This window comes from Caulobacter sp. HJHS_5 (genome assembly GCF_056683955.1).
Window position 1 is genome coordinate 282,617 of sequence record NZ_JBWZNC010000005.1, and the last position, 22,192, is coordinate 304,808.

Sequence of the window (22,192 nt, forward strand, 5' to 3'; positions counted from 1 at the left end):
AGAGGACGTTCCGATGAAGATGCTTCTGGCAACCCTGACCGTGCTCGGCCTCACGGCCGCCGGCGCGGCGACGGCGCAGGAATCCGACCCGCTGCGCAAGGCGGCGGCGACGCCGATCCAGCGCACCGCCTTCCCCGAAATGGCCAGCGGCGAGGCGGTCTACAAGGGTGTGTGCCAGGGCTGCCACATGGCCGACGCCAAGGGCGCGCAGGGCGCCGGCGCCTACCCTGCCCTGGCCGGCGACGACCGGCTCGGCACAGCCGCCTATCCGCTGATGGTGGTGGTCGGCGGGCAGAAGGCGATGCCGGCCTTCGGCGAGATTCTCAGCGACGCCCAGATCTCCGGCGTCGTCGAATATGTGCGGACGCACTTCGGCAACGCCTACAAGGAGAAAGTCGGCCCCGGCGACGTGGCGGAAATCCGCGCCGCCCTGCGTCATTGACCCGCCTCAGCCGACGCCTTCCGGCGCGCCGTTGACGATCTTGGGCCCCGGGCAGCGCCCCGCCCGGGCCTGGACCACGTAGAACAGGGCGCGGCCGCGCATGAAGATGTTGTGCTCGGCGATCGGGCTGGTGGGCTCGCCGGTCAGGATGCTGGTCGGCTCGCCGTCGGCGGCGGGCTGGGCCAGGCTCTGCTGGTTCCAGCGGCTGAGCTGAGCGCTGCAGGCGTTGGCCGCCGCCTCGGCGACGATCTCGGCGTCGTCCCTGCTGGGCGACAGGGCATAGGCCCAACGGCGGACGCAGTCGTCCACGGAGGCGGCGCCGTCGCCGCCGGTCGGCAGGGGCGCGGTCCTGGCGGTCTTGAAGTCGGCGCAGAGGGCGCTGTTGACGCGCCCGCCGCCGCGGCGGTTGTCGCAGGCGCCGACGGTCGCCGCGACCAGGGCGAGTGCGCAGAAGGCAAGCTTGGTCTTCATTCTGTCCTCATGGCTCGCGGCTGGCGACGGCCGGTTGCACCGGCACCGGCGTGCCGTACTGGTCGTAATAGACCCGGCGCGGCGCCGGCGAGGCGCGCTGGCCGGCGCTGGTGTCCGAGGGCGTCCGTCGCGTGCGGTAGACTACCCGGGGGGCGGGGGCGCAGCCGCTCTTGGCGATCTGATGGCCGAGCACCGCGCCGCCGAGACCGCCGACCACCGCGCCGGTCCCCCCGCGTGAGATGGAGTTGCCGACCAGGGCCCCGCCGAGGCCGCCCAGCACCATGCCGGTGTCCTTCCGGCCCTGGCAGGAGGCGCTCGCCTCGGCCGGTGCGAAGGCCGCCGGCAGGGCGACCAGCGCCGCGACGGCGATGAGAATCGGGGATTTGCGCATTGCGGTCTTTCTCTCAGGCGTCCCGTCACACAAACGCGGATCGGGCCGTCCGGGATGCAAATCGAGCTGCACCATGGCGACATGGGGCATGACCTGCCTTTCCGATCGCCGGAAATTCCTTGTCACATGAGACAAAATTGCCCGAAAACGTGGCGAATGCGCATGAACCCGCCTATTCTCCCATCATTCGACCCGAAACGCAGAGTTCGGACAGCCTAGGGAGTTGACAATGAAGAGCCTGATGATCGCGGGCGCCCTGCTCGCCCTGAGCGCCGGCGCCGCCCTCGCCGCCGATGCCGTTCCACAGGTGCGGGTCACCGCCGCCGGTCTGAACCTCAGCCAAAGCGCGGACGCCCAGGCGATGCTCGGCCGACTCGACGAAGCCGCCCTGAACGCCTGCGGCGCCAGCAAGTTCAGTTTCGCCCAGGTGCGCTCGGCGACTCGCGCCGGCGATTGCTACAGGTCGGCGATGAGCAACGCCGTGACGAGCCTCGGCGCGCCGATGGTCACCAACCTGTATCGGAACGACGTTCGATCCTACGCGGCGCGCTGATCGTCGCCGGAGCTGGTCGCCGCACGCCTCAAGGCGCGCGGCGACAATCACCTGCCCTGGGTGGGTACGCGCGGGGGCGGAAAATTTTCCCGCAAAGCGAAGTTCAAGAATTTGCTGAAGAAATCGCCGCCCAAGCCACGCGGCCGAATTCTTACAAGACGTGATAAGCCAGAATGGCGATCCACGCGAGGTGGAACACACCGCAAGCGCTCACCAGCGCGACGCGCCGCCAGTTCACACGCTGACCAGACAAGGCGAAGACGGCGTCCAGAGAGAGCGTCGTGGCGCCTTGACCGAGCGAAGCCACGTCTCGCGGGTTCGGAATATTCGAACGGTATGTCAAATTTTCCTCCCGCAGTTACTTGCGGAGTCTTCAATTCCTCGATGCAACTAACAGATATGAATTCCCCGTCAAAGCGCAAGCGTAGCGACGCGACGTCGCAGGCCAATTAATTGGCGGATTTGTCAAATCTAGACGGCGAGGAGGCGATCGCTCAGGGCTTCTGCCAACCGCCGCCGAGCGCCTGGAAGACCGCCACCTGATTGGCGGTCACCTGAGCGTCCGACTGAGCCAGCGCCGCCTCGGCCTGCACCAGGGTGCGTTGGGCGTCGAGCAGCGTCAGGAAACTGTCGGCCCCCTGGTCGAACCGCAATTGCGACAGGCGAACGGCGTCGGAGGCGCGGTCGCGAGCCTGGGTCAGGGCCGCGCGGCGATCGAGCTCGTTGCCGTAGGCCGACAGCGCCGTCTCGGTGTCGCGCAGGGCGCCGAGCAACGTCTGGTCGAAACGGGCCAGGGCCACGTCCGCGCCGGCCGAAGCGGCCTTCATTCGCGCCCGTGCGGCGAAGACGTTGGGGAAGTTCCAGGAGATCAGCGGGCCGGCCGTGAAGCTGACCCCGGCGCTGTCGCCGATGTCGCCGGGCTCCAGGCCCATGCTGCTCCAGGTGCCGCCGAGCGTGACGGTGGGGAACAGGGCGGCGGCGGCCACCCCAGCGCGCGCCGTGGCGGCGTCGAGCTGACGCTCGGCCTGGCGGATGTCCGGCCGCCGCGCCAGGAGGCCCGCGCCGTCGCCCACCGGGATGGCGGACGCCAGCTGCGGAATACGCGCGCAATCGCGCACGGCCATGTCGGCCTCGGCCGGGGTCTTGCCGGTCAGGGCCGCCAGACGGAACAGGGCGCCGTCGCGCTGCGCCCGCAGGGGCGGCAGGGTGGCGCGGGTGTTCTGCAGGGCCGCCTCGGCGCGGGCGACGTCGAGCCCGGCGCCGCGTCCGGTGTCGAGCAGGGTGCGGGTCAGGCCGGCGGTGCGCGTCTGCAACTCGATCGAGCGGTTGGCGACGCCGATCTGCACATTGGCGGCGCAGGTGTCGGCATAGGCGCGCGCCGTTTCGGAGGCCACGGTCAGGCGCACAAGGTCGACGGCGGCGGCGGCGGCGTCACGGTCTGCCCGCGCGGCGGCGACGGCGCGGCGGACCCGGCCGAACAGATCGACCTCGTAGTTGAGGTTCGCCCCCGCCTGATAGATCTCGTAGTCCCGGTCCGCGCCGGCCTGGGCCATCTGCGGGTTGAGGCGGCCTTGCGTATAGCCGGCCGTCACCTGGGTGGTCGGCAGGTAGGAGGCGCGCGCCTCGGACAGCGAAGCCCGCACCTGCTCCAGCGTCGCCTCGGCGGCGGCGAGATCCCGGTTGTGCTCCAGGGCCTCGGCGACCAGCGAGTCGAGCTTCGGATCGGCGTAGAGCCGCCACCAGTCGCCCGAGGGCTCGGCCGGCGCGAACGCCTGCGAACCGGCGGAGACAAAGGCGCCCTTGGCGGCCGGCCGCGCGGCGATCTCCGAGACGCGAGGGGTCACACAGCCGGCCAGGGCGATGGCCAGCATCGACAGGACGATGGGAGGAAGGAAGCGGCGCATTACAGGGTCTCCGAAGCCGCGTCGCCCGGGCTGAAGGTGGTCGGCATCTCGCTGCCCTTCTCGGGAGCCTTGGGGATGCGCAGACCGATCCAGCGGCAGACGACGTAGAACACCGGGGTGAAGATCAGGCCGAAGAAGGTCACCCCGATCATTCCGAAGAACACCGCCGTGCCGAGCGCCTGGCGCATCTCCGCGCCGGGGCCGGTAGCGATGGCCAGGGGCAGCACCCCCAGGATGAAGGCGAACGAGGTCATCAGGATCGGCCGCAGGCGGGTGCGAGCGGCGTGGACGGCGGCGTCGAAGCGGCTGAGGCCGTTCAACTCCTCGCCCTGCTTGGCGAACTCCACGATCAGGATGGCGTTCTTGGCGGCAAGGGCGACCAGCACCACCAGGCCGATCTGGGTCAGGATGTTGTTGTCCTGCCCGCGGATGTTCACCCCGAAGATCGCCGCCAGGATACACATCGGCACGATCATGATCACCGCCAGCGGCAGGGTCAGCGCCTCGTACTGGGCGGCCAGCACCAGGAAGACGAAGACCACGGCCATCACGAAGACCAGGGCCCCGCCCCCGCCGGCGGCCTTCTGCTGGTAGGCCAGCTCGGTCCACTCGTAGGAGAAGCCGGACGGCAGCGCCTTGGCGGCGATCGCTTCCATCTCCGAGAGCGCCTGGCCGGTCGAGACGCCCGGCGCCGCCTGCCCCTGCAGCTCGGAAGCCGGGAACAGGTTGTAGCGCACCACCCGCGACGGGCCGCTGTCGAGCCGCAGATTGGCCAGCGAGCCGATGGGGGCCATGCCGCCGGTGTTGGTCCGCACCTTCAGGGCCGCGACGTCGGAGAGGTCGTCCCGCGCGCTCGGCTCCGCCTGGGCGGTCACCCGGAAGGTGCGGCCGAGCAGGTTGAAGTCGTTGACGTAGGTCGAGCCGAGATAGGTGCCAAGCGTCGAGAACACCTGCGACGGCTGCACGCCAAGCATCTGGGCCTTGTCGCGGTCGACGTCGGCGGTGATCCGCGGCGTGGCGGTGTTGTAGAGGCTGAAGACCTGGGAGACCTGCTTGTCCTGGGCGGCGGCGCCCATCATCGCGTAGGTCGCCCCTTCCAGCGCCTTGTAGCCGGCGCCGGAACGGTCCTGGACCATCATCTTGAAGCCGTTGCCGTTGCCCAGCCCCTGCACCGCGGGCGGCGCGACCATGAAGATCTGCGCGTCCTCGATGCCGCCCAGCGCCTGGGTGAGCTGACCCGCCAGGGCGGCGGCCGCGTGCTCGCGTCCCTTGCGCTCCTCGAAGGGCGCCAGCTTCAGGAACATGGTCGCGGAGTTGGAGGCGGCGGCGAAGCTGGCCCCGTCGAGCCCGGCGAACGACACGCTGTCGACGATGCCTTCGTTCTTGTTGGCGATGGCCAACGCCTTTTGCATCACCTGGTCGGTGCGCTCCAGCGAGGCGCCGGGCGGCAAGGTGATGACGCCGATCAGGAAGCCCTGGTCCTGCTCCGGGATGAAGCCGCTGGGCGTGGCGGTCAGCCGCCAGCCGGTGAGCCCCAGCAATCCGACATAGATGACCAGCACGATGGCGCTGGTGCGGACCAGGCGTGCCGTGAGCTTGCCGTAGCGGTCCGACAGCCAGTCGAAGCCCTCGTTGAACTTGCGGCCGGCCATGCGGATGGGCCGCAAGGGGCCGGTCCCGTCGCCGTGGTTTTCCTTGTGCGGCTTCAGCAGCAGGGCGGCCATGGCCGGCGACAGGGTCAGGGAGACGATCAGCGAGATGATCGCCGCCGCCGAGATGGTCACGGCGAACTGGCGGTAGAACTCGCCCGGGATGCCCGGCACGAAGGCGGTGGGCACGAACACCGCGACCAGCACCAGGCCGATGGCGATCAGGGCGCCGGAGACCTCCTGCATGGTGCGGTAGGCCGCCTGACGGGGCGCGAGCCCCTCTCGGATGTGTCGCTCCACGCTTTCGACCACGACGATGGCGTCGTCGACCACGATGCCGACGGCCAGCACGAGGCCGAACAGCGACAGGGAGTTCAGCGAATAGCCGAGCGCCAGCAGCACGCCCATGGAACCGACGAGGGCGATCGGCATCGCCAGGATCGGGATGATCGCCGCCCGCCAGGTCTGCAGGAAGACCATGACCACGATGACCACCAGGATCATCGCCTCGAACAGGGTCTTCTCCACCTCGTGCACGGACTCGGCGACGTATTCGGTGGGATTGTAAGGGATGGTCGCCTTCACGCCGGCCGGGAAGCTCGGCTTGGCGGCCTCCAGCTCGGCCATCACCCGGTCGGCGGTGGCCAGGGCGTTGGCGCCCGGCTGCATGACGATGGCCAGGGCGATGCCGCGCTCGCCCTTGAAGTAGCCGCGCATGCCATAGTCCTGCGAGCCCATCTCCACCCGCGCCACATCACGCAGGCGGGTCACGCGGCCTTCCGCATCGGTCTTCAGCACCACGTCGGAGAACTGTTCCGGGCTGGTCAGGCGGCCTTGCACCTGGATCGGCAGCTGGAACGCCGCGGCGTTGGTGGTGAACGGCGGCTGGCCGAGCGCGCCGGCCGCGACCTGCAGGTTCTGGCCGCGCAGGGCGCCCACGATGTCGTCGGAGGTCAGGTTCAGCCCCGCCGCCTTGGCCGGATCGATCCACACCCGCATGGCGTAGTTGCCGCCGCCGAACACGGTGACCCCGCCCACGCCTTCCAGGCGCAGCAACCGGTCACGCAGCACGCTGTTGCCGAAGTTGCCGATGTAGTCGACGTCCAGCGTCGGGTCGGACGAGGTGAGGCCGACGATCATCAGGAAGTCGGTCGAGGCCTTGGCCACGGTCACGCCGATCTGGCGCACCTGCTCGGGCAGGCGCGGTTCGGCGAGCGCCACGCGGTTCTGCACCAGCACCTGGGCCGCATCGAGATCGGTGCCGGGCTTGAAGGTGACGGTGACCGCGACGGCGCCGTCCGACGTCGAGGACGACGTCAGATAGAGCATGCCTTCGACGCCGTTGATCTCCTGCTCCAGCGGCGTCGCCACGGTCTCGGCCAGGGTCTCGGCCGAGGCGCCGGGATAGGCGGACGTCACCTGGATCGTCGGCGGGGCGATCTCGGGATACTGCGACAGCGGCAGCTGCGGCAGGGCGAAGGCGCCCAGCAGCGTGATGAAGATGGCGATCACGCCGGCGAAGATCGGCCGGTCGATGAAGAAGCGCGAAAAATTCATGGCCTTCGCCTGGTTCCTGGGGGCCTAGTTGGCAGGCGTCGCGGTCGCGGCGGGGGTGGCGTTGATGGTCGGGCCGGCGGCCTGGGGCGCAGCCTCCTGACCGATCTTCACCAGGTTGGCGGCGACCTTCTGGCCGGGCATCTGCACGCGCTGGCCGCCGTTGACGATCACCCGGTCATTGGGCGCGAGGCCCGAGCGGACGACGCGCAGCGACCCCGTCAGCGGGCCGAGCACCACGGGCTTGGGAACCACCGTGCCGTCGGGCGCCACGGTGTAGGCGATGCGGCGGACGCCATCGGCGATGACGGCGCTGTCCGGGATCAGCATGGCGTCATAGGCCTTGGAGCCGACCACCTGGGCGTGGCCGAACATGCCCGGACGCAGGAAGCCCGTTCCGTTCTTGATGGTGGCGCGCAGGCGCACGGCCCCCGAGCTGGCGTCGATGGCGTTGTCGGTGAAATCGAGCACGCCGGTCCACCGGTAGTCGGTCTCGTCCTGCAGGCGCACCTTCACGGGCGCCGGACGCCCGGCGATGGCTTCGCGCTGGTAGCGCAGCAGCAGCGCCTCGGAGCCGTCGAACACGAAGTAGATCGGATCCTGCGAGACGATGGTGGTCAGCACGTCGGCGGCCGAGCTGCCGCCGGCCACCAGGTTGCCGGCGTCGACGCGGCGATTGGAGACGCGGCCCGAGGCCGGGGCGGTGACGCGGGTGAACTCGACGTCGAGCTGACGGGCGCGGACGTTGGCTTGCGCCAGGCCCACGGCGGCGTCGCCCGAGGCGGCGGCGGCGCGCTTGGCCTCGAACTCCTCGCGCGAGATGGCGGTGGCGTTGAGCAGGGTCTGGGCGCGGGCGAACTCGCTGGCGCTTTGCGCCTTCTGAGCCTCGGCCTGGGCGAGCTGAGCGCGGGCCGAAGCCAGGGCCGCCTCGGCGGGACGCGGGTCGAGGGTGAAGAGCAGCTGGCCCTTGGTCACCATCTGACCGTCCTTGAAGTTTACGCTCTGCAGGTAGCCGCCGACGCGAGCGCGCACCTCCACGGCCTGCTGGGCCTGGAACCGGCCGACGAAGTCGTCCCAGTCCACCACCTTCTGCACGATGGGATTGGCCACCGAGACCGGCGGCGGCGGGGGCGCGCCGGTCTGGGCCTTCGGGCCGCACGCGGCCAGGAAGGCGGCGAGCACAACGGGGGCCGCGACCGCGGTGGTCACGCGCAGGGGGAATCGTCGCATTTTCTGGTCTCGTTCGGGGAGGAACGCCCCGCGACTCCGCGTCGCGGTCAACAACTGATGACTTATTGCTGCATTGCAGCTAAGGTTGTCAACAGCTGATGACAAAAATCAGCGGAGGAGGTCGATATCAGCTACGAAATCACCCGCTCCCGGCCACGCAACGCCGCCACCACGCGCGCCGCCATCCTGGCCGCCGCCCGCACCAGCTTCTGCCAGAGCGGCTACGAAGATGTAGGCATGCGAGAGATCGCCCGCCAGGTGGGCGTCGATGCGGCCATGATCTCCCGCTACTTCGGCTGCAAGGAAGACCTCTTCGCCGAGGCCCTGATCTCCGGCGGCGAGGAAGGCCGCACCTGGATGGACGGCCCCCGCGAGGACTTCGGCCGGAGGCTGGCGCACCAGCTGGTCTATGAACCGCAGAACGACGAGAAGCTGTGCGGCGTGATGATGATGCTGCGCGCCAACGGCTCGGCCAAGGCGTGCGAGGTCGTCCGCCGGGTGATCGCAGACGAATACATGACGCCCTTCGAGGCGTGGCTCGGCGGCGAGAACGCCAAGGCCCGCGCCCTGCTCGCCTCCTCGATCATGATGGGCGCCACCCTCTGCCTCAGCCTCACCGGCCCTCCGGACGATCCCGAGGAAAAGCGCCTGATGTGCGAGCGCCTGGCCGAGGCGCTGCAGGCCTGCGTCGACGGCTGACGGACGCCGCCGGACGGCCTCCTTCGCAGCCTGCGATTCTTGTCAGGACACGAGCTGGCAAAACGGTGTTTGATGAACACCGAGGAGATTTGTCATGCGTGTGCTGCGTGAGGACGGAGAGGACGTCGCCGACCGAATTCCTCAGGCGCTCGCCTCCTCTGAGGCCGACGTCATCGTGGTCGGCCACCTGGAAGTGCGGGTGAAGGCGCGCTCGGTGCATTGGCGAGGCCGTGGTCTGGACCTGTCGCCGAAGGAATTCGAGGTTCTGCGGTTGTTGGCCGAAAGTCAGGGACAGGTCCTGTCGCGGCAGGCGATCTGGAACGCCGCCTGGCCGGAGTATCGAATCCCGCCCCAGATCAACGTCATCGACGTGAACATGTCGCGCTTGCGCGCCAAGCTGGAGCAGGCGGCGAAGCGGCCGCTGATCGTAACAGTCCGAAAGCAGGGCTTTGTCCTCAAAGCCGACCCCGCCTAGCCGGACTTCGCGGGCGGGCTCCTAAAGCGCCCCGGTCAAGGCCGCCACGATGGTCATCACGATCGTCGTGCCGAACGCCCACAGGAAGGTGAACCGCTGGTGGTCGCGCAGGGACACCTGCGACAGGCCCAGCAGCACGAAGGTCGCGCCGGTCAGCGGGCTGAGCGGGAAGCCGACCGTCATCTGGCCGAGCAGGGCGGCGCGGCCGATGGCCAGCGGGTCGTGGCCGATGGCCTGGGCGGTGTTGGCGAACACCGGCAGCACCCCGAAGTAGTAGGCGTCCGGCGTGAACACGAGACTCAGCGGCATCGAGGTCACCGCCACGATGGGCGCGAGATGGGGCGTCAGCGCCGCCGGCAGGGCGCCGGCCAGCACCGCCGCCATGGCCTTGATCATACCCGTGCCGCCCAGCACGCCGGTGAACACTCCCGCGGCGAACATCATCGAGGTGGCCATCACCACGCTGGGCGCATGGGCGGCGATCTGCGCCGACTGGGCGGGCCAGCCGCGCCGATTGACCGGCAGGGCGATGGCGAAGGCGATCATGAACAGCAGCGCCGGATGCAGCTCCGGCACGCCCAGGGCCTCGCCCCACAGGCCTTGGAACAGGAAGGCGATCAGCACCACCGTCAGGGCGAGGTTGAACCAGAACAGCCAGCCTGGCGCCGGCGTCGCCGGGGAGGCGCCGACGTCGTCCGCCTCGGAAAGCTCGATCCCAACCGCCGGGCCGTGAGCCGCCAGGCGCGCCTTTTCGCGGCGTCCGATCAGGAAGGCGGCGAAAAACACCCAGGCGATCCCCGCCAGCATGGCCGGGAGGATGGGCAGGAAGACCTGATCGATCGTGCCGTTCAGCGCCGACATCGTGCGCGCCGTCGGTCCGCCCCACGGCAGGATGTTCATCACTCCGGCCGCCAGGGCGACGATGGCCGGCAGCACCAAGGGATTGAGGCCCATGCGCCGGTGCACCGGCATCAGGGCGGTGATCGAAATCAGGAAGGTGGTCGAACCGTCGCCGTCCAGCGCCACCACCATCGGCAGCGCCGCCGTCACCAGGCAGAGCCGGATCGGATCTTCTCGAACCAGCCCCATCAACCCCCGAACCAGGGGCTCGAACAGCCCGACGTCGATCATCAGGCCGAAGTAGAGCACGGCGAACATGATCAGCGCCGCGACCGGCGCCACCGCCTTCACCCCGTCGATCACGTGCTTGGAGAGGTCCGCGCCGAGGCCGCCGATCAGGGCCGCGCAGATCGGCACGAGGATCAGCGCCACGATCACCGGCGTGCGGGCGAAGAGGATCAGCGTCAGGAAAACGCCGATGGTCAGGAAGCCGAGCAGCGCCAGGTCCACGTAGTTCCCCCGATCGTCAGGCGATCTGCCGCCGCCCTATTCGTCGATCTCTAGATCGAGCAAGCATGAACTCAAGCTTTTGCCGTGGATGTCCAGCGCCAAGGAGCGCGTCACCCCGCCGCCCAGCGCGCCTTCGAGCACGAAGTTGAGCGCGCCCAGCCCCGGGATTTCGTAGCGGCGCACATCGCCATGCACGAGTTCGCCGAAGTGGGCCTTCACTCGCTCGGCCGTCACCAGGCGCTCAAGGCGCGGATAGTCCGCCTCGTCATAGGCGATCAGCGAGATCGAGGAGATGTCGCCCTTGTCGCCGGTGCGGGCGTGGGCCAGCTGACGCAGCTTCATCAGACCGTCTCCCACGCCAGACGCGGCTCGACGGCCGCCCGATCGATCAGGGCCGAAGCGACGGCGATCACCGGGCGCACCGATTGGGTCACCCCGCCGCCGCCGGCCGGGCCGTTGGTGTAGAGCGCGTCGACCTCGCGGCCGACCTGACGGGCGGCGGCCTCGTCCATCGTGCGGGCGACCACGCGCAGGCGCACCTCCGCCGGCTCGACATTGGCGGCGGATCGCAAGGGGTTCACGGCGTCGACGCCGATCAGGTCGACGCGCAGTTCGCCGAACACGCCCTCGCCGAGGCGATTGAGCCGATGCGCCACGATCTCGCCGGCCAGCCGCCCGCGCGCCGTGCAGCCAGGGCCGGCGTAGGAAATCTGTCCCTCGCCGATGAAGCCCTCATCGTAGCCGACCGAGACCTTCAGGCTCGCCGGCCGCTCGCGCCCGGTGGCGCCGCGCACCGCGACGCGGTCCAGCCCCACCTGCTCGAACCGCACGCCGGAGAAGTCGGCGACCACGTCCGGGGTCAGGTAGCCGCGCGGATCATGCACCTCATAGAGCAGTTGCTCTTTGCAAGTGGGTAGGGTTACCCGCCCCCCGGCGTCCGCCAGTTTGGTGATCACCGCTGTTCCGTCGGGCGAGACCTCCGCCAGGGGAAAGCCGAGGTCGGCGAGGCCGGGCACGTCCTTCAATCCGGGATCGGCGAAGTAGCCGCCGGTGATCTGGCCGGCGCATTCCAGCAGATGGCCAATGCAGGTTCCCGCCCCCAGTCGCGCCCAGTCGTCCAGCGCCCAGCCGAATTCATGCACCATCGGCGCGAGGAACAGCGAAGGATCGGCGGCGCGGCCGGTCAGCACGATGTCGGCGCCGCCCGCCAGGGCCTCGACGATGGGTCCGCAGCCAAGATAGGCGTTGGCCGAAATCAGGGCCTCGCCGAAGCCGGACACCGGATGCGGCCGGTCGAGCAGCGGCAGGTCGGCGGCGAGCGCGGCCTCGCGCACATCGTCGCCGAGCACGGCGGCGATCTTCAGGCCGCCAAGACCGAGCTCGCGGGCGATCTCGGCGGTGCGCCGGGCGGCGGCGATCGGGTTGGCCGCGCCCATGTTGCTGACGATCCGGGCGCCCGCCGCATGGCAGGCCGGCAGCACGGCCCGCATCCGCTCTGCGAGCAAGGGGTCGTAGCCGGCCTCGGGGTCGGCCCGCTTGGCGCGCTGGGCCAGGGCGATGGTCCGCTCGGCCAGGCATTCGAAGACCAGGTAGTCGAGCCCGCCCCGCTCGGCGAGCGCCACCGCCGGGTCGATGCGATCGCCCGAGAAGCCGGCGCCCGCGCCGATGCGGATAGGTTCTTGGCTCACCGGCGCGCTCCGTCCCACCCTCCCCTCATAGGCCGAGGGGCGGGCGGAGCGCCAGCGTCCGCTACGGCAGCTCCTTGATGCCGATGTTGCGCCAGCGCCAGAAGTTGCCCGGCAGCCAGCGGTGCGGACCGCCGTGCACCTGCAGCGCGATGGGGCCGGTCACCATGCCGCCGACGGCGCGGTTGGCGGCCTCCTGGGTGTCGGTCACCTGCTTGTCGTTGATCCACACCGTGAAGTGCGGCGCGTCGCCCTCGACGCGGACACGGATGGTGTTCCACTCGTTGTGCTTCCAGGCGCTCATGCCCGCGTCCGGCGCGGGCGGCCCGGCGTTGGCCCGCGCGGGCGGACGCGTGTTCTCCTGCCCGACCGGGCGGCCGACGCCGACGAGGCCGCCCTCGGCGATGATCCGGCCCATGCTGCCGCCGGGCAGGTAGTCGAGCGTCAGCTGGTAGGTGCTGCCATCCTCCGTGGTGCGGATGAAGATGCCGCTGTCGGCGCCCCAGTCGGCCTTGGCCTCGGCGTAGAACTCATAGTTCTTGAACTTCTTGTCGGTGATCAGCAGGCCGCCGCCGCCGATCGGCTGCTGGGTGGCCAGTATCATCCCCTGCGAGACGTGGAAGTCCGGCGTGTGGCCGTGGCGGGCGGTCTTGCTGATGTGCCAGCCGGTCAGGTCGCGGCCGTTGAACAGCGGGGTGAAGCCGTCGGGGACCTTCTGCGGCGCGGGCTCGGCGCTGAAGCGGCTGTAGTCGTAGGCGAGCGCGGCGCCCGGGAACGGCGTCACCTGCGGGGCGATGGTCGCCGACGGGCGGTCGGGGAACTTGATGTCGGGCATGCCCGGCGTGTGCGGTTGGGCCGGCGCGGCGGCCTGCCGGGCGAGGACCGGCCCGGCCAGCGCCAGGGCGGCCAGCAGCGCGAGCGCCGGCCCGTGGGTCATCGAAGAACGCGTCATACCAGCCTCCCCAGTTTTTTATCTTGAGCCTGACGGCCGGCGTGACCCTGCCTCAACGGCAGGGTCCGCACTAGGGACTCGTTTGGACGCAGTGCTGTGCCGCCGCCGCAAGGGCGGCGCTCAGTCCGCCTGCCCCGTCGCGCCGACGGCGGTGTCGCCGCCGAGCGCCTGGTAGAGATCGACCTGGTTGTTGGCCCGCTCCAGGGTGTTCTGCGCCACCGCCAGTTCGGCCGAACGGCGCTGCTCCTGGGCGTCGAGCCAGGTGCGCAGCGGCACGGCCCCGGCGCGGTAACGCACCGCGTAGAGCTGTTCGGCCCGCGTCGCGGCGGTCAGGGCCGCGTCCAGGCTGTCGCCCTGGGCCGTCAACTGCGTGCGGGCCGACAGGGCGTTGTCCACCTCGGTGAAGGCCTGCAGCAGGCTGGTGCGGAAGCTCGCCACGGCGATCTCGTAGTCGGTCTTCGCCGTCTTGGTGTTCAACTGCGCCTGGTTCCAGTTGAGGAACGGCAGGGTCACCCCAAGGCCCAGCACGCTGACCGGATTGGCCACCAGGCTGCTGAGCGCGGTGCTTGAGCCGCCGAGCGACCCGGTCAGCGACAGGGTCGGATAGAGGCTGGCGGTGGCGGCGTCCGCCGTCGCCAGGCTCGACCGTAGCCGCTGCTCGGCGGCGCGCAGGTCGGGCCGGCGGGCGACCAGTTGGGCCGGGGCCCCGGCCGCGACCGACGGCAGCGTCAGGCCCGCCAGGTTCTGGGGCTCGTCATCGGTCGACCAGGCCTCGCCGCCCAGCAGCACGGTCAGGGCGTTGCGGGTCTCGACGCGATCCTGGGTCAGGCCGGCCAGGGTCGATTCCTGACCACGCACCGACTGCTCGGCCTCGTTGACTTCCAGGGCCGAGACGGCCCCGGCGGCGTACTGGCTGCGCACCAGGGTCAGGGTCTGGCGGGCGTAGGCCAGGCTCTGCTCGGCGGTGGCGATCCGCTGGTTCTGGTAGGCCAGCTGCCAGTAGAGATCGACGGTGGTCCCGGTCAGGGCCAGGGCCGCCGCCTCGCGATCCTGCTCGGTGGCGCCGGCCTCGAAATTGGCGGCGGCGCGCTCGTCGGCCAGCTTGCCCCAGAGGTCGGCCTCATAGCTGGCGGCCACCGAGGTGCTGTAGCTCTCGCCGCTCGAAGCGCCGCTCCCGCCGTTGCGGTTGCTGGCGTCCACGCCGCCGCTCACCTGCGGGATCAGGTTGTTGGCCACGAGGCCCGCCTGCAGCTGCGCCTTGCGCACCCGCAGGGCGGCCGCCGCCAGGTCGTTGTTCCTGGCGACCACGGCGCTGACCAGGCGGTCGAGGCGGGCGTCGCCGAACGCCGTCCACCACGGCCCTTGCGCGGCGACCGAAGCGGTCGTGGTCGCCGAAGCGTGGGCGTAGGTCGCGGGGGTCGGCACGGTGGGGCTGTTGAAGGCGGTGTTGGAGGCGCAGGCCGTCAGGGCGACGGACGCCATCAGGGCCGCGATCAAGGGTGAAGTCTTGCGCATGGGCTTAGTCTCTCGCCAGGGCTGCGATGGGGTCGAGGCGGGCGGCGCTGCGGGCGGGCAGGTAGCCGAAGACGACCCCGATGAGGGTGGAGCAGGCGAACGCCGCGACGATCGAGGAGGCGGAGAACACCAGGGTGAACTGGGTGGTGAACAGCGGGAACACCGCCCCGAAGGCCAAGGCCGCCGCGACGCCGATCACGCCCCCCAGCAGGCAGACCAGCACCGCCTCGATAAGGAACTGCTGGAGGATGTCGCTCTGCCGCGCGCCCACCGCCATGCGCACGCCGATCTCGCTCGTGCGCTCGGTGACCGACACCAGCATGATGTTCATCACCCCGATGCCGCCGACGATCAGCGAGATCACCGCGATGGCCGAGATCAGCAGGGTCAGGGTCTGGGTGGTGGCGGTGATGGTCTGGCGGATCTCGTCGGTGTTGACGATGAAGAAGTCCTTCACGCCGCCGTGGCGCTGGGTCAGCATCTGGGTGACCTGGCTTTCAGCCGTGGCGCTGTCGACGTCGTCCTTCACCCGCACGGTGACGCTGCGCAGGGTGTTGTCGCCCAGCATCCGCGCCTGGACGGTGGTGTAGGGCAGATAGACGGTCACGGTGTCGCGACCGCCGCCGAAGCCCGAGGTCGGGGCGGCGACGCCGACCACCCGCACAGGGGTCGAGCCCAGTAGGATCACCTCGCCGATCGGGCTGCCCCGATGGCCGGCGAACAGGGTCTTCAGGGTGTTCTGGTCGATCACCGCGTCCTGGGCGTAGGCGTCGATGGCCGCCTGATCGAAGAAGCCGCCTTCGGCGATGCTCATGCCCTTGACGCGAAAGTACTGGGCGCCGACGCCGTTCACCTGGCCGCTGGTGGCCACGTTGCCGTAGCGCAGGGTGACGCTGGTCTGGGCCTGAGGGGTGGCGCTGTCGACGTAGGGCTGGGTCGAAAGGGCGTCGTTGTCGCCGATGTTCAGCGTCTTGATCGCCCCCGAACGCATGTCGCCGAAGTCCTTGCCCGGCATGATCTCCAGGGTGTTGGTGCCGATCGAGCTGATGTTGGCCAGCACCTTGCGGCGCGAGCCCTCGCCGAGCGCCACCACCGACACCACCGAGGCGATGCCGATGATGATGCCCAGCATGGTCAGGAAGGTGCGCATGCGGTGGGCGTTCATCGCCAGCACGGCCATGCGGAAGGCTTCGCGGAAGCGGTCGATTAGGGCGGCGAAGGCGGTCTCGCCGCCCGGCCGGGCGGGGGGCAGCACGCCGCGCGGCCCCTTCTCGCGCTCGGTCTGGCGATCGTCGATGATCTCGCCGTCGCTGATCTCGATGACCCGGTCGCAGTGCTCGGCCACCTTCATGTCGTGGGTGACGATGATCACCGTGTGACCTTCGGCGTGCAGTTCCTGCAGGATCCGCATCACCTCCTCGCCGCTGGCCTTGTCGAGCGCGCCGGTCGGCTCGTCGGCCAGCACGATCTCGCCGCCGTTGACCAGGGCGCGGGCGATCGACACCCGCTGCTGCTGACCGCCGGACAGCTGGCCCGGCTTGTGGCCCATGCGATCCTTCAGGCCCAGCCGCTCCAGCAGCAGCGCCGCGCGCTCGCGCCGTTCCTCGCGGGTCTTGCCGGCATAGACCGCGGGCACCTCGACGTTGCTGACGGCGTTGATGTCGCCCAGCAGGTGGTAGCGCTGGAAGATGAAGCCGAAGTGCTCGCGGCGCAGTTCCGCCAGGTCGTCGGCCTCCAGGTCGCCGGTCGCCCGGCCGGCCACGCGGTAGACGCCGGCGGTGGGCCGGTCCAGGCAGCCGAGGATGTTCATCAGGGTCGATTTGCCGGAGCCCGAGGCGCCGACGATGGCGACCATCTCCCCCGCCTCAATGGTCAGGTCGATGTCCTTGAGGACGGTGATCGTCCCCTCGCCGGCCGGAAACTCGCGACGCAGCTTGCGGACTTCGATCAGCGGGCTGGCCATCAGAGGCCTCCCATCGGCGGACCGCGACGGCCGCCCGGACCGCCGGGGCCGGCTTCGGCTGCGGCGGGCTTGGGCGCATCGCCGGTGACGACCTTGTCGCCTTCCGACAGGCCCGACAGCACCTGGGCGGTGACGTTGTTGTTGATGCCGATGGTCACCCGGCGCGGCTCGATCTTGTCCTTGCCGGTCTCGACGCGGACCACGTAGCCGCCGTCCTTGCCTTTCGGGCCGAGCGCGGAGGACGGAATGGTCAGAGCGTTTTTCGCCTGCCCGAGCACGACATAGACCTGGGCGGTCATCGAGGTGCGCAGGCGGCCGTCGGTGTTCGGCACGTCGAACAGGCCGTTGTAGTAGATCGCCGTGGCGCTGGTCGAAGAAGTGGAGGTCGTCGAACTTTCCGTTTCGATCGACTCCGGCGCCGGCTCCACCGTGCGCAGCTTGGCGTAGTAGCGCTTCCCGGGATCGCCCAGGATGGTGAAATAGACGTCCTGGCCGGGCGCGACCTTGATCACGTCGGCTTCCGAGATTTCCGCCTTCACCGTCATGGTCTCGAGGGCGGCGATCTTGACGATGGTCGGCGCCGCCTGATTGGCGTTCACCGTCTGGCCTTCCTTGGTGACGATGGCCACCACCGTGCCGTCCATCGGCGCGACGATGCGCGTATAGCCGAGGTTGACGTGGGCGGTCTGCACCGAAACCGAGGCCTGGGCGATCTGGGCCGTCAGGGCGGCGAGGTTGGCCCGGGCCGACTTGGCCGTGGCCTGCGCCGCCTCGAAGTCGGCGCGCGAGGTGGCGTCCGCCGCCAGCATGGTGGTCTGCCGCTGCAGCGCCAGCTCGGCCTGGGCCAGGGTCGCTTCCGCCTGCGCCTTCTGCGCCGTGACGTTGGCGACGTTCGCCTGGGCGGTGCGCAGGGCGTTCTGTTGCGGCTGGCTGTCGATCTCGGCGATCAGGTCGCCCTTCTTCACCTTCTGGCCCAGCTCGACCTTGAGGGAGGTGACCTGCCCGGAAACCTGGGCGCCGACGCTGACCAGCTTGATCGGCTCCAGCGCGCCGGTCGCCAGCACTGTCTGCTCGATGTCGCCACGCGTCACCGCCGCGACCGGCAGGCCCGGTCCCTTCTTGGCGGGGAAAAGCGCGGCCTTGGCGCCCCAGCCCCCGGTCAGAACGGCGGCCACGGCCACGCCGATCCACAGGGGGCGGCGGCGGTTGAATTGGTCTCGAAGGGTCATCGGTCCGTGCCTGTTGAAAGTCACGGATCGTTCTGCGCGCCGGCTGTAGCCTATCGATGGCCCCGGCTTGTCCCAGCGTGTCGAGACGCCGGAATCGTGTGTCGCAATGTGTCTGGCGGCCGCCGAACGCCTAGCTGAGCTCGATCAGCAGGTCCTTGGGCTCCACCACCGCGCCGGGCGTCGCATGCACCGCCTGCACCACGCCGTCGCGAGGCGCATAGAGCTGCGTCTCCATCTTCATCGCCTCGATGGCCAGTAGCACGTCGCCGGCCTTGACGGTCTGGCCCGCCGTCACCGCGATGGTCGAGATCACCCCCGGCATCGGGGCCGGCACATGCGCTTCGTTGGCCTCGTCGGCCTTGCGGCGGGCGGCGGCCGAGCCGGCGACGGCGCGGTTCGGAGCCTTGATGGTGCGCGGCTGGCCGTTCAGCTCGAAGAACAGCCGCACGGCCCCGGCCTCGTCGGTCTCGCCGATGGCCTGGAGGCGGATGACCAGGATCTTGCCCGGCTCCAGCTCGACCGTCAGCTCCTCGCCTGGCGTCATGCCATAGAAGTAGGCCAGGGTCGGCAGCACCTGCACCGGGCCGTACTTGCGGGCCGCCGCGCAATAGGCCTCGAAGACCTTGGGGTACATCAGATAGGCCGCGAAGCCTTGCTCATCGAGCGCGCGGCCGCACTTGCGCTCGGCCTCGGCCCGCGTCGCCGCGAGGTTCAAAGACGGCAGCAGGGCGCCGGGCCGCTCGGTGATCGGCGTCTCGCCCTTCAGCGCCTTGGCCTGCAGAGCCTTCGGCCAGCCGCCCGTCGGCTGCCCGAGGTCGCCGCGCAGCATCTCCACCACCGACACCGGGAAGGCGATGTCGCGCTCGGCGTCGAGCACGTTGGCGGGCGTCAGGTTCTGGCTGACCATCATCAGCGCCATGTCGCCGACCACCTTGGACGACGGCGTCACCTTCACGATGTCGCCGAACAGGTCGTTGGCCTGGCGATAGGCGATGGCGACATCGCTCCAGCGGGCGGCCAGGCCGAGGGCGCGCGCCTGCTCCTGCAGGTTGGTGAACTGCCCGCCCGGCATCTCGTGCAGATAGACCTCGGAGGCGCCCGAGCGCAGGTCGCTTTCGAAAGCCGCGTACTGGCGGCGCACCGCGTCCCAATAGCCGGCGATGGCGCGGATGGCGCCGCCGTCGAGCTCGGTGTCGCGCGGGGTGTGGCGCAGGGCCTCGACCACCGAGCCGAGGCAGGGCTGCGAGGTCGCGCCGCTCATCGGGTCCATGGCCGCGTCAAAGGCGTCGACGCCGGCCTCCACCGCCGCCAGCACGCTGGCCGCCGAGGCGCCCGAGGTGTCGTGGGTGTGCAGGTGGATCGGCAGCCCGACCTCCTGCTTCAGGGCGGTGACCAGGGCCTTGGCGGCGGCGGGCTTCAGCAGGCCCGCCATGTCCTTGATCGCCAGCACGTGGCAGCCGGCGGCCTCCAACTGCTTGGCGAGGCCGACGTAGTACGAGAGGCTGTATTTCGGACGCGTGGGATCCAGCAGGTCGCCCGTGTAGCAGATCGCGCCCTCGGCGATCTTGCCGGCCTCGGCTACCGCGTCGATGGCCACGCGCATGTTCTCGACCCAGTTGAAGCAGTCGAACACGCGGAACAGGTCGACGCCGCCGGCCGCCGCCTCGCCGATGAAGTGGCGCACCACATTGTCTGGATAGTTGGTGTAGCCAACGCCGTTGGCCCCGCGCAGCAGCATCTGCAGCAAGAGGTTCGGCGTCTTCTCGCGCAGCCGGGCCAGCCGCTCCCACGGGTCTTCCGACAGGAAGCGCATCGAGACGTCGAAGGTCGCCCCGCCCCAGCATTCCAGCGACAGCAGGTTCGGCAGGCCGGTGTTGTAGGCCGCCGCCCCGCCGACGATGTCGAAGCTGCGCATGCGGGTGGCCAGCAGCGACTGGTGGGCGTCGCGCATGGTGGTGTCGGTCACCAACGGCCGGGTCTGCGCCCGCATCCACTCGGCGAAGCCCTTGGCGCCCAGCCGGTCGAACAGCGGCTTGGTTCCCTCGAAGTCCGTCGCCGGGAAGCTCGGCGCGTGCGGCGTCAGCACATGGGCCGGAGGGCGCGGGCGCTCGCGGGTTTCCGGATGGCCGTTGATGGTCACGTCGGCGATGTAGGTAAGCAGCTTGGTCGCCCGGTCGCGGCGGCGCTTCAATTGGAAGAGCTCTGGCGTCTCGTCGATGAAGCGCGTTGTGTAATCGCCGGAGCGGAAGCCCGGATGCTCCAGCACCGCCTCGAGGAAGGCCAGGTTCGTGGCCACGCCGCGGATGCGGTACTCGCGCAGCGCCCGGTCCATGCGGGCGATGGCCTCGCCCGGCGACGGCGCCCAGGCGGTCAGCTTCTCCAGCAGCGGGTCGTAGAAGCGGGTGACCACCGCCCCCGAATAGGCGGTGCCGCCATCGACGCGGATGCCGAAGCCGAACGCGCCACGGAAGGCGGTGATGCGGCCGTAGTCGGGGATGAAATTGTTCTCGGGGTTCTCGGTGGTGATCCGGCACTGCAGGGCGTGGCCGGAGAGGCGGATGTGGTCCTGGTCGGGGACGCCCGTCTCCTCGACGGCGCCGAGACGGCCGCCCTCGGCGATGCGGATCTGGGCCTTCACGATGTCCAGGCCGGTGACGACCTCGGTCACCGTGTGCTCCACCTGGATACGCGGATTGACCTCGATGAAGTAGAAGGCGCCCGTGTCGCGATCCATCAGGAACTCGACGGTGCCGGCCCCCTGGTAGCGGGTGGCGCGGCCGAGCTTGAGCGCGGACTCGCAAAGCGCCTGGCGCTGCGCCTCGTCCAGATAGGGCGCCGGGGCGCGCTCGATGATCTTCTGGTGGCGGCGCTGGATGGTGCAGTCGCGCTCGAACAGGTGGACGAGGCCGCCGTGGCTGTCGCCCAGCAGCTGCACCTCCACATGGCGGGCGCGGCGCACCAGTTTCTCGAGATAGACCTCGTCCTTGCCGAAGGCGCTCTTGGCCTCGCGGCGGGCGCTGTCCACCGAATCCAGCAGGGTCGCCTCGCTCTCGATGGGGCGCATCCCCCGGCCGCCGCCGCCCCACGAGGCCTTCAGCATCACCGGATAGCCGATCTCGGCCGCCAGGCGCTTGATCTCGGCCGGATCGTCCGGCAGCGGGTCGGTGGCCGGCATCACCGGCACGCCGCAGGAAATGGCGAGGTTGCGGGCCGCGACCTTGTTGCCGAGGTCGCGCATGGTCTGCGGCTTCGGCCCGATGAAGACGATGCCCGCGGCGGCGCAGGCCTCGGCGAACTCGGGGCTCTCGGACAGCAGGCCGTAGCCGGGGTGGATGGCGTCGACCTCGGCCTCCACGGCGACGCGGATCACCTCGTCGATCGACAGATAGGCCTCGACCGGCCCCTTCCCCGCCCCGACCTGATAGGCCTCATCGGCCTTGAAGCGGTGCAGCGACAGCTTGTCCTGCTCGGCGTAGATGGCCACCGTCGTGATGCCCATCTCCGACGCCGCCCGGAACACGCGGATGGCGATCTCCGACCGGTTGGCGACCAGCAGACGGCGGATACGACGGAATTTCGTTGCAGACATCGGACTTTAGCACGCTGAACAGGCGCGCGGCTCCCCAAGCTCGGCCGGCGCGGCTTCTACTTATCGTGACGCTCGCTCGGGTCCAGAAGAACGATCCGTGCGCCTCCTGCATCGAAGCGATGCTCTCAACAGGCGAGATGTCTGCATACTGTAGGCAGGGCGCGCTTCCGCGCCGCCCTTGCGGCATGTGTGGCCGACCCAGCCGGCACAGCGCGTCCACTTTGTTACAGACGGAAAAAATACAGCAACAGTTGAATTGTGAGCGCTCAAAGGCGTGCTTCACACGCAACAAAGGAACAACTTGGGACCAAAATGAGCAATTCGCCTGCAACATGAGGCGCCCACGCTGCCCCCCCTAAGGTGAAGCGCGCCTGCCCCAACATTGGCGGCGGTTGTGCTCGGGCCAGCAAAAAAGCCGTGGGGGCGAGACAAATGTCGAAGCAAGTAAATCCGGCGTTCGGTTCGCCTCGTATGGCGACCACGCGCCGAGCGGGCGCGGCGACTCTTGCGTTGGCCCTGCTGACGGGAACGTCCGCCTGGG

Annotated in this window: 17 protein-coding genes; 4 read left to right on the forward strand and 13 right to left on the reverse strand. The window is 69.7% G+C overall.

All coding sequences use genetic code 11. The features are described 5' to 3' along the window. Positions 1 to 13 precede the first annotated feature (13 nt). Complete coding sequence (locus ACFLIT_RS11785; protein ID WP_479911426.1) at positions 14 to 442, forward strand: c-type cytochrome; 429 nt, start codon at positions 14 to 16, stop codon at positions 440 to 442. A gap of 6 nt (positions 443 to 448) precedes the next feature. Here ACFLIT_RS11785 and ACFLIT_RS11790 read toward each other — a convergent pair whose 3' ends face one another. Both ACFLIT_RS11790 and ACFLIT_RS11795 read right to left on the reverse strand, forming a co-directional pair. Beyond that, the gene (locus tag ACFLIT_RS11790; protein WP_479911427.1) at positions 449 to 913 is read right to left on the reverse strand and encodes a hypothetical protein; all 465 of its coding nucleotides are present in this window, start codon (positions 911 to 913) and stop codon (positions 449 to 451) included. 7 nt (positions 914 to 920) lie between these two features. Then, positions 921 to 1,304: a hypothetical protein gene (locus ACFLIT_RS11795; protein WP_479911428.1), complete on the reverse strand. Its 384-nt coding sequence runs from the start codon at positions 1,302 to 1,304 to the stop codon at positions 921 to 923. Positions 1,305 to 1,533: 229 nt separating this feature from the next. Here ACFLIT_RS11795 and ACFLIT_RS11800 point away from each other — a divergent pair, with 229 nt between their 5' ends. After that, positions 1,534 to 1,857: a UrcA family protein gene (locus tag ACFLIT_RS11800; protein WP_479911429.1), complete on the forward strand. Its 324-nt coding sequence runs from the start codon at positions 1,534 to 1,536 to the stop codon at positions 1,855 to 1,857. 494 nt (positions 1,858 to 2,351) lie between these two features. Here ACFLIT_RS11800 and ACFLIT_RS11805 read toward each other — a convergent pair whose 3' ends face one another. From ACFLIT_RS11805 to ACFLIT_RS11815, 3 genes are read right to left on the reverse strand one after another with little or no spacing between them, the layout of a single operon-like run. Next, a complete protein-coding gene (locus tag ACFLIT_RS11805) occupies positions 2,352 to 3,761 on the reverse strand; it encodes an efflux transporter outer membrane subunit (protein WP_479911430.1) in 1,410 nt (469 codons plus the stop codon). Further along, positions 3,761 to 6,967 carry an efflux RND transporter permease subunit gene (locus tag ACFLIT_RS11810; protein ID WP_479911431.1) on the reverse strand — a complete coding sequence of 1,069 codons (3,207 nt, stop codon included), beginning with the start codon at positions 6,965 to 6,967 and terminating at the stop codon, positions 3,761 to 3,763. The genes ACFLIT_RS11805 and ACFLIT_RS11810 overlap by 1 nt, the downstream gene beginning before the upstream one ends. 24 nt (positions 6,968 to 6,991) lie before the next feature. Continuing rightward, entirely contained in the window at positions 6,992 to 8,194 is a 1,203-nt protein-coding gene (locus ACFLIT_RS11815) for an efflux RND transporter periplasmic adaptor subunit (protein WP_479911432.1), read from the reverse strand. Positions 8,195 to 8,380: 186 nt separating this feature from the next. Here ACFLIT_RS11815 and ACFLIT_RS11820 point away from each other — a divergent pair, with 186 nt between their 5' ends. After that, complete coding sequence (locus ACFLIT_RS11820; RefSeq protein WP_479911524.1) at positions 8,381 to 8,893, forward strand: TetR/AcrR family transcriptional regulator; 513 nt, start codon at positions 8,381 to 8,383, stop codon at positions 8,891 to 8,893. Positions 8,894 to 8,987: 94 nt separating this feature from the next. Beyond that, complete coding sequence (locus ACFLIT_RS11825) at positions 8,988 to 9,368, forward strand: winged helix-turn-helix domain-containing protein (RefSeq protein ID WP_479911433.1); 381 nt, start codon at positions 8,988 to 8,990, stop codon at positions 9,366 to 9,368. A gap of 21 nt (positions 9,369 to 9,389) precedes the next feature. On the opposite strand, the gene ACFLIT_RS11830 is transcribed toward ACFLIT_RS11825, so the two are convergent. The 8 genes from ACFLIT_RS11830 to ACFLIT_RS11865 all read right to left on the reverse strand — a co-directional run bounded on the left by ACFLIT_RS11830 (position 9,390) and on the right by ACFLIT_RS11865 (position 21,651). Then, on the reverse strand, positions 9,390 to 10,718 hold the full coding sequence (locus ACFLIT_RS11830; protein WP_479911434.1) for a CitMHS family transporter: 1,329 nt from the start codon (positions 10,716 to 10,718) through the stop codon (positions 9,390 to 9,392). Positions 10,719 to 10,754: 36 nt separating this feature from the next. Further along, positions 10,755 to 11,060 (reverse strand): AtuA-related protein, encoded by a 306-nt coding sequence (locus ACFLIT_RS11835; protein ID WP_479911435.1) that lies wholly within the window; start codon positions 11,058 to 11,060, stop codon positions 10,755 to 10,757. Continuing rightward, the gene (locus ACFLIT_RS11840) at positions 11,060 to 12,406 is read right to left on the reverse strand and encodes an acyclic terpene utilization AtuA family protein (protein WP_479911436.1); all 1,347 of its coding nucleotides are present in this window, start codon (positions 12,404 to 12,406) and stop codon (positions 11,060 to 11,062) included. The genes ACFLIT_RS11835 and ACFLIT_RS11840 overlap by 1 nt, the downstream gene beginning before the upstream one ends. 61 nt (positions 12,407 to 12,467) lie before the next feature. Further along, on the reverse strand, positions 12,468 to 13,355 hold the full coding sequence (locus ACFLIT_RS11845) for a 3-keto-disaccharide hydrolase (protein WP_479911437.1): 888 nt from the start codon (positions 13,353 to 13,355) through the stop codon (positions 12,468 to 12,470). 120 nt (positions 13,356 to 13,475) lie between these two features. After that, positions 13,476 to 14,870 (reverse strand): efflux transporter outer membrane subunit, encoded by a 1,395-nt coding sequence (locus ACFLIT_RS11850; RefSeq protein ID WP_479911438.1) that lies wholly within the window; start codon positions 14,868 to 14,870, stop codon positions 13,476 to 13,478. 4 nt (positions 14,871 to 14,874) lie between these two features. After that, complete coding sequence (locus tag ACFLIT_RS11855) at positions 14,875 to 16,833, reverse strand: MacB family efflux pump subunit (protein WP_479911439.1); 1,959 nt, start codon at positions 16,831 to 16,833, stop codon at positions 14,875 to 14,877. Next, complete coding sequence (locus ACFLIT_RS11860; RefSeq protein WP_479911440.1) at positions 16,833 to 18,062, reverse strand: efflux RND transporter periplasmic adaptor subunit; 1,230 nt, start codon at positions 18,060 to 18,062, stop codon at positions 16,833 to 16,835. The genes ACFLIT_RS11855 and ACFLIT_RS11860 overlap by 1 nt, the downstream gene beginning before the upstream one ends. A 130-nt stretch (positions 18,063 to 18,192) precedes the next feature. Next, complete coding sequence (locus tag ACFLIT_RS11865; RefSeq protein ID WP_479911441.1) at positions 18,193 to 21,651, reverse strand: pyruvate carboxylase; 3,459 nt, start codon at positions 21,649 to 21,651, stop codon at positions 18,193 to 18,195. Positions 21,652 to 22,192: the final 541 nt, after the last annotated feature.

Coding starts and splice junctions, on each gene's coding strand:
- ACFLIT_RS11795 (WP_479911428.1), bottom strand. CDS start 1,304: ATGCGCAAATCCCCGATTCTCATCGCCGTCGCGGCGCTGGTCGCCCTG.
- ACFLIT_RS11805 (WP_479911430.1), bottom strand. CDS start 3,761: ATGCGCCGCTTCCTTCCTCCCATCGTCCTGTCGATGCTGGCCATCGCC.
- ACFLIT_RS11790 (WP_479911427.1), bottom strand. CDS start 913: ATGAAGACCAAGCTTGCCTTCTGCGCACTCGCCCTGGTCGCGGCGACC.
- ACFLIT_RS11855 (WP_479911439.1), bottom strand. CDS start 16,833: ATGGCCAGCCCGCTGATCGAAGTCCGCAAGCTGCGTCGCGAGTTTCCG.
- ACFLIT_RS11810 (WP_479911431.1), bottom strand. CDS start 6,967: ATGAATTTTTCGCGCTTCTTCATCGACCGGCCGATCTTCGCCGGCGTG.
- ACFLIT_RS11865 (WP_479911441.1), bottom strand. CDS start 21,651: ATGTCTGCAACGAAATTCCGTCGTATCCGCCGTCTGCTGGTCGCCAAC.
- ACFLIT_RS11860 (WP_479911440.1), bottom strand. CDS start 18,062: ATGACCCTTCGAGACCAATTCAACCGCCGCCGCCCCCTGTGGATCGGC.
- ACFLIT_RS11835 (WP_479911435.1), bottom strand. CDS start 11,060: ATGAAGCTGCGTCAGCTGGCCCACGCCCGCACCGGCGACAAGGGCGAC.
- ACFLIT_RS11815 (WP_479911432.1), bottom strand. CDS start 8,194: ATGCGACGATTCCCCCTGCGCGTGACCACCGCGGTCGCGGCCCCCGTT.
- ACFLIT_RS11785 (WP_479911426.1), top strand. CDS start 14: ATGAAGATGCTTCTGGCAACCCTGACCGTGCTCGGCCTCACGGCCGCC.
- ACFLIT_RS11800 (WP_479911429.1), top strand. CDS start 1,534: ATGAAGAGCCTGATGATCGCGGGCGCCCTGCTCGCCCTGAGCGCCGGC.
- ACFLIT_RS11825 (WP_479911433.1), top strand. CDS start 8,988: ATGCGTGTGCTGCGTGAGGACGGAGAGGACGTCGCCGACCGAATTCCT.
- ACFLIT_RS11845 (WP_479911437.1), bottom strand. CDS start 13,355: ATGACGCGTTCTTCGATGACCCACGGGCCGGCGCTCGCGCTGCTGGCC.
- ACFLIT_RS11850 (WP_479911438.1), bottom strand. CDS start 14,870: ATGCGCAAGACTTCACCCTTGATCGCGGCCCTGATGGCGTCCGTCGCC.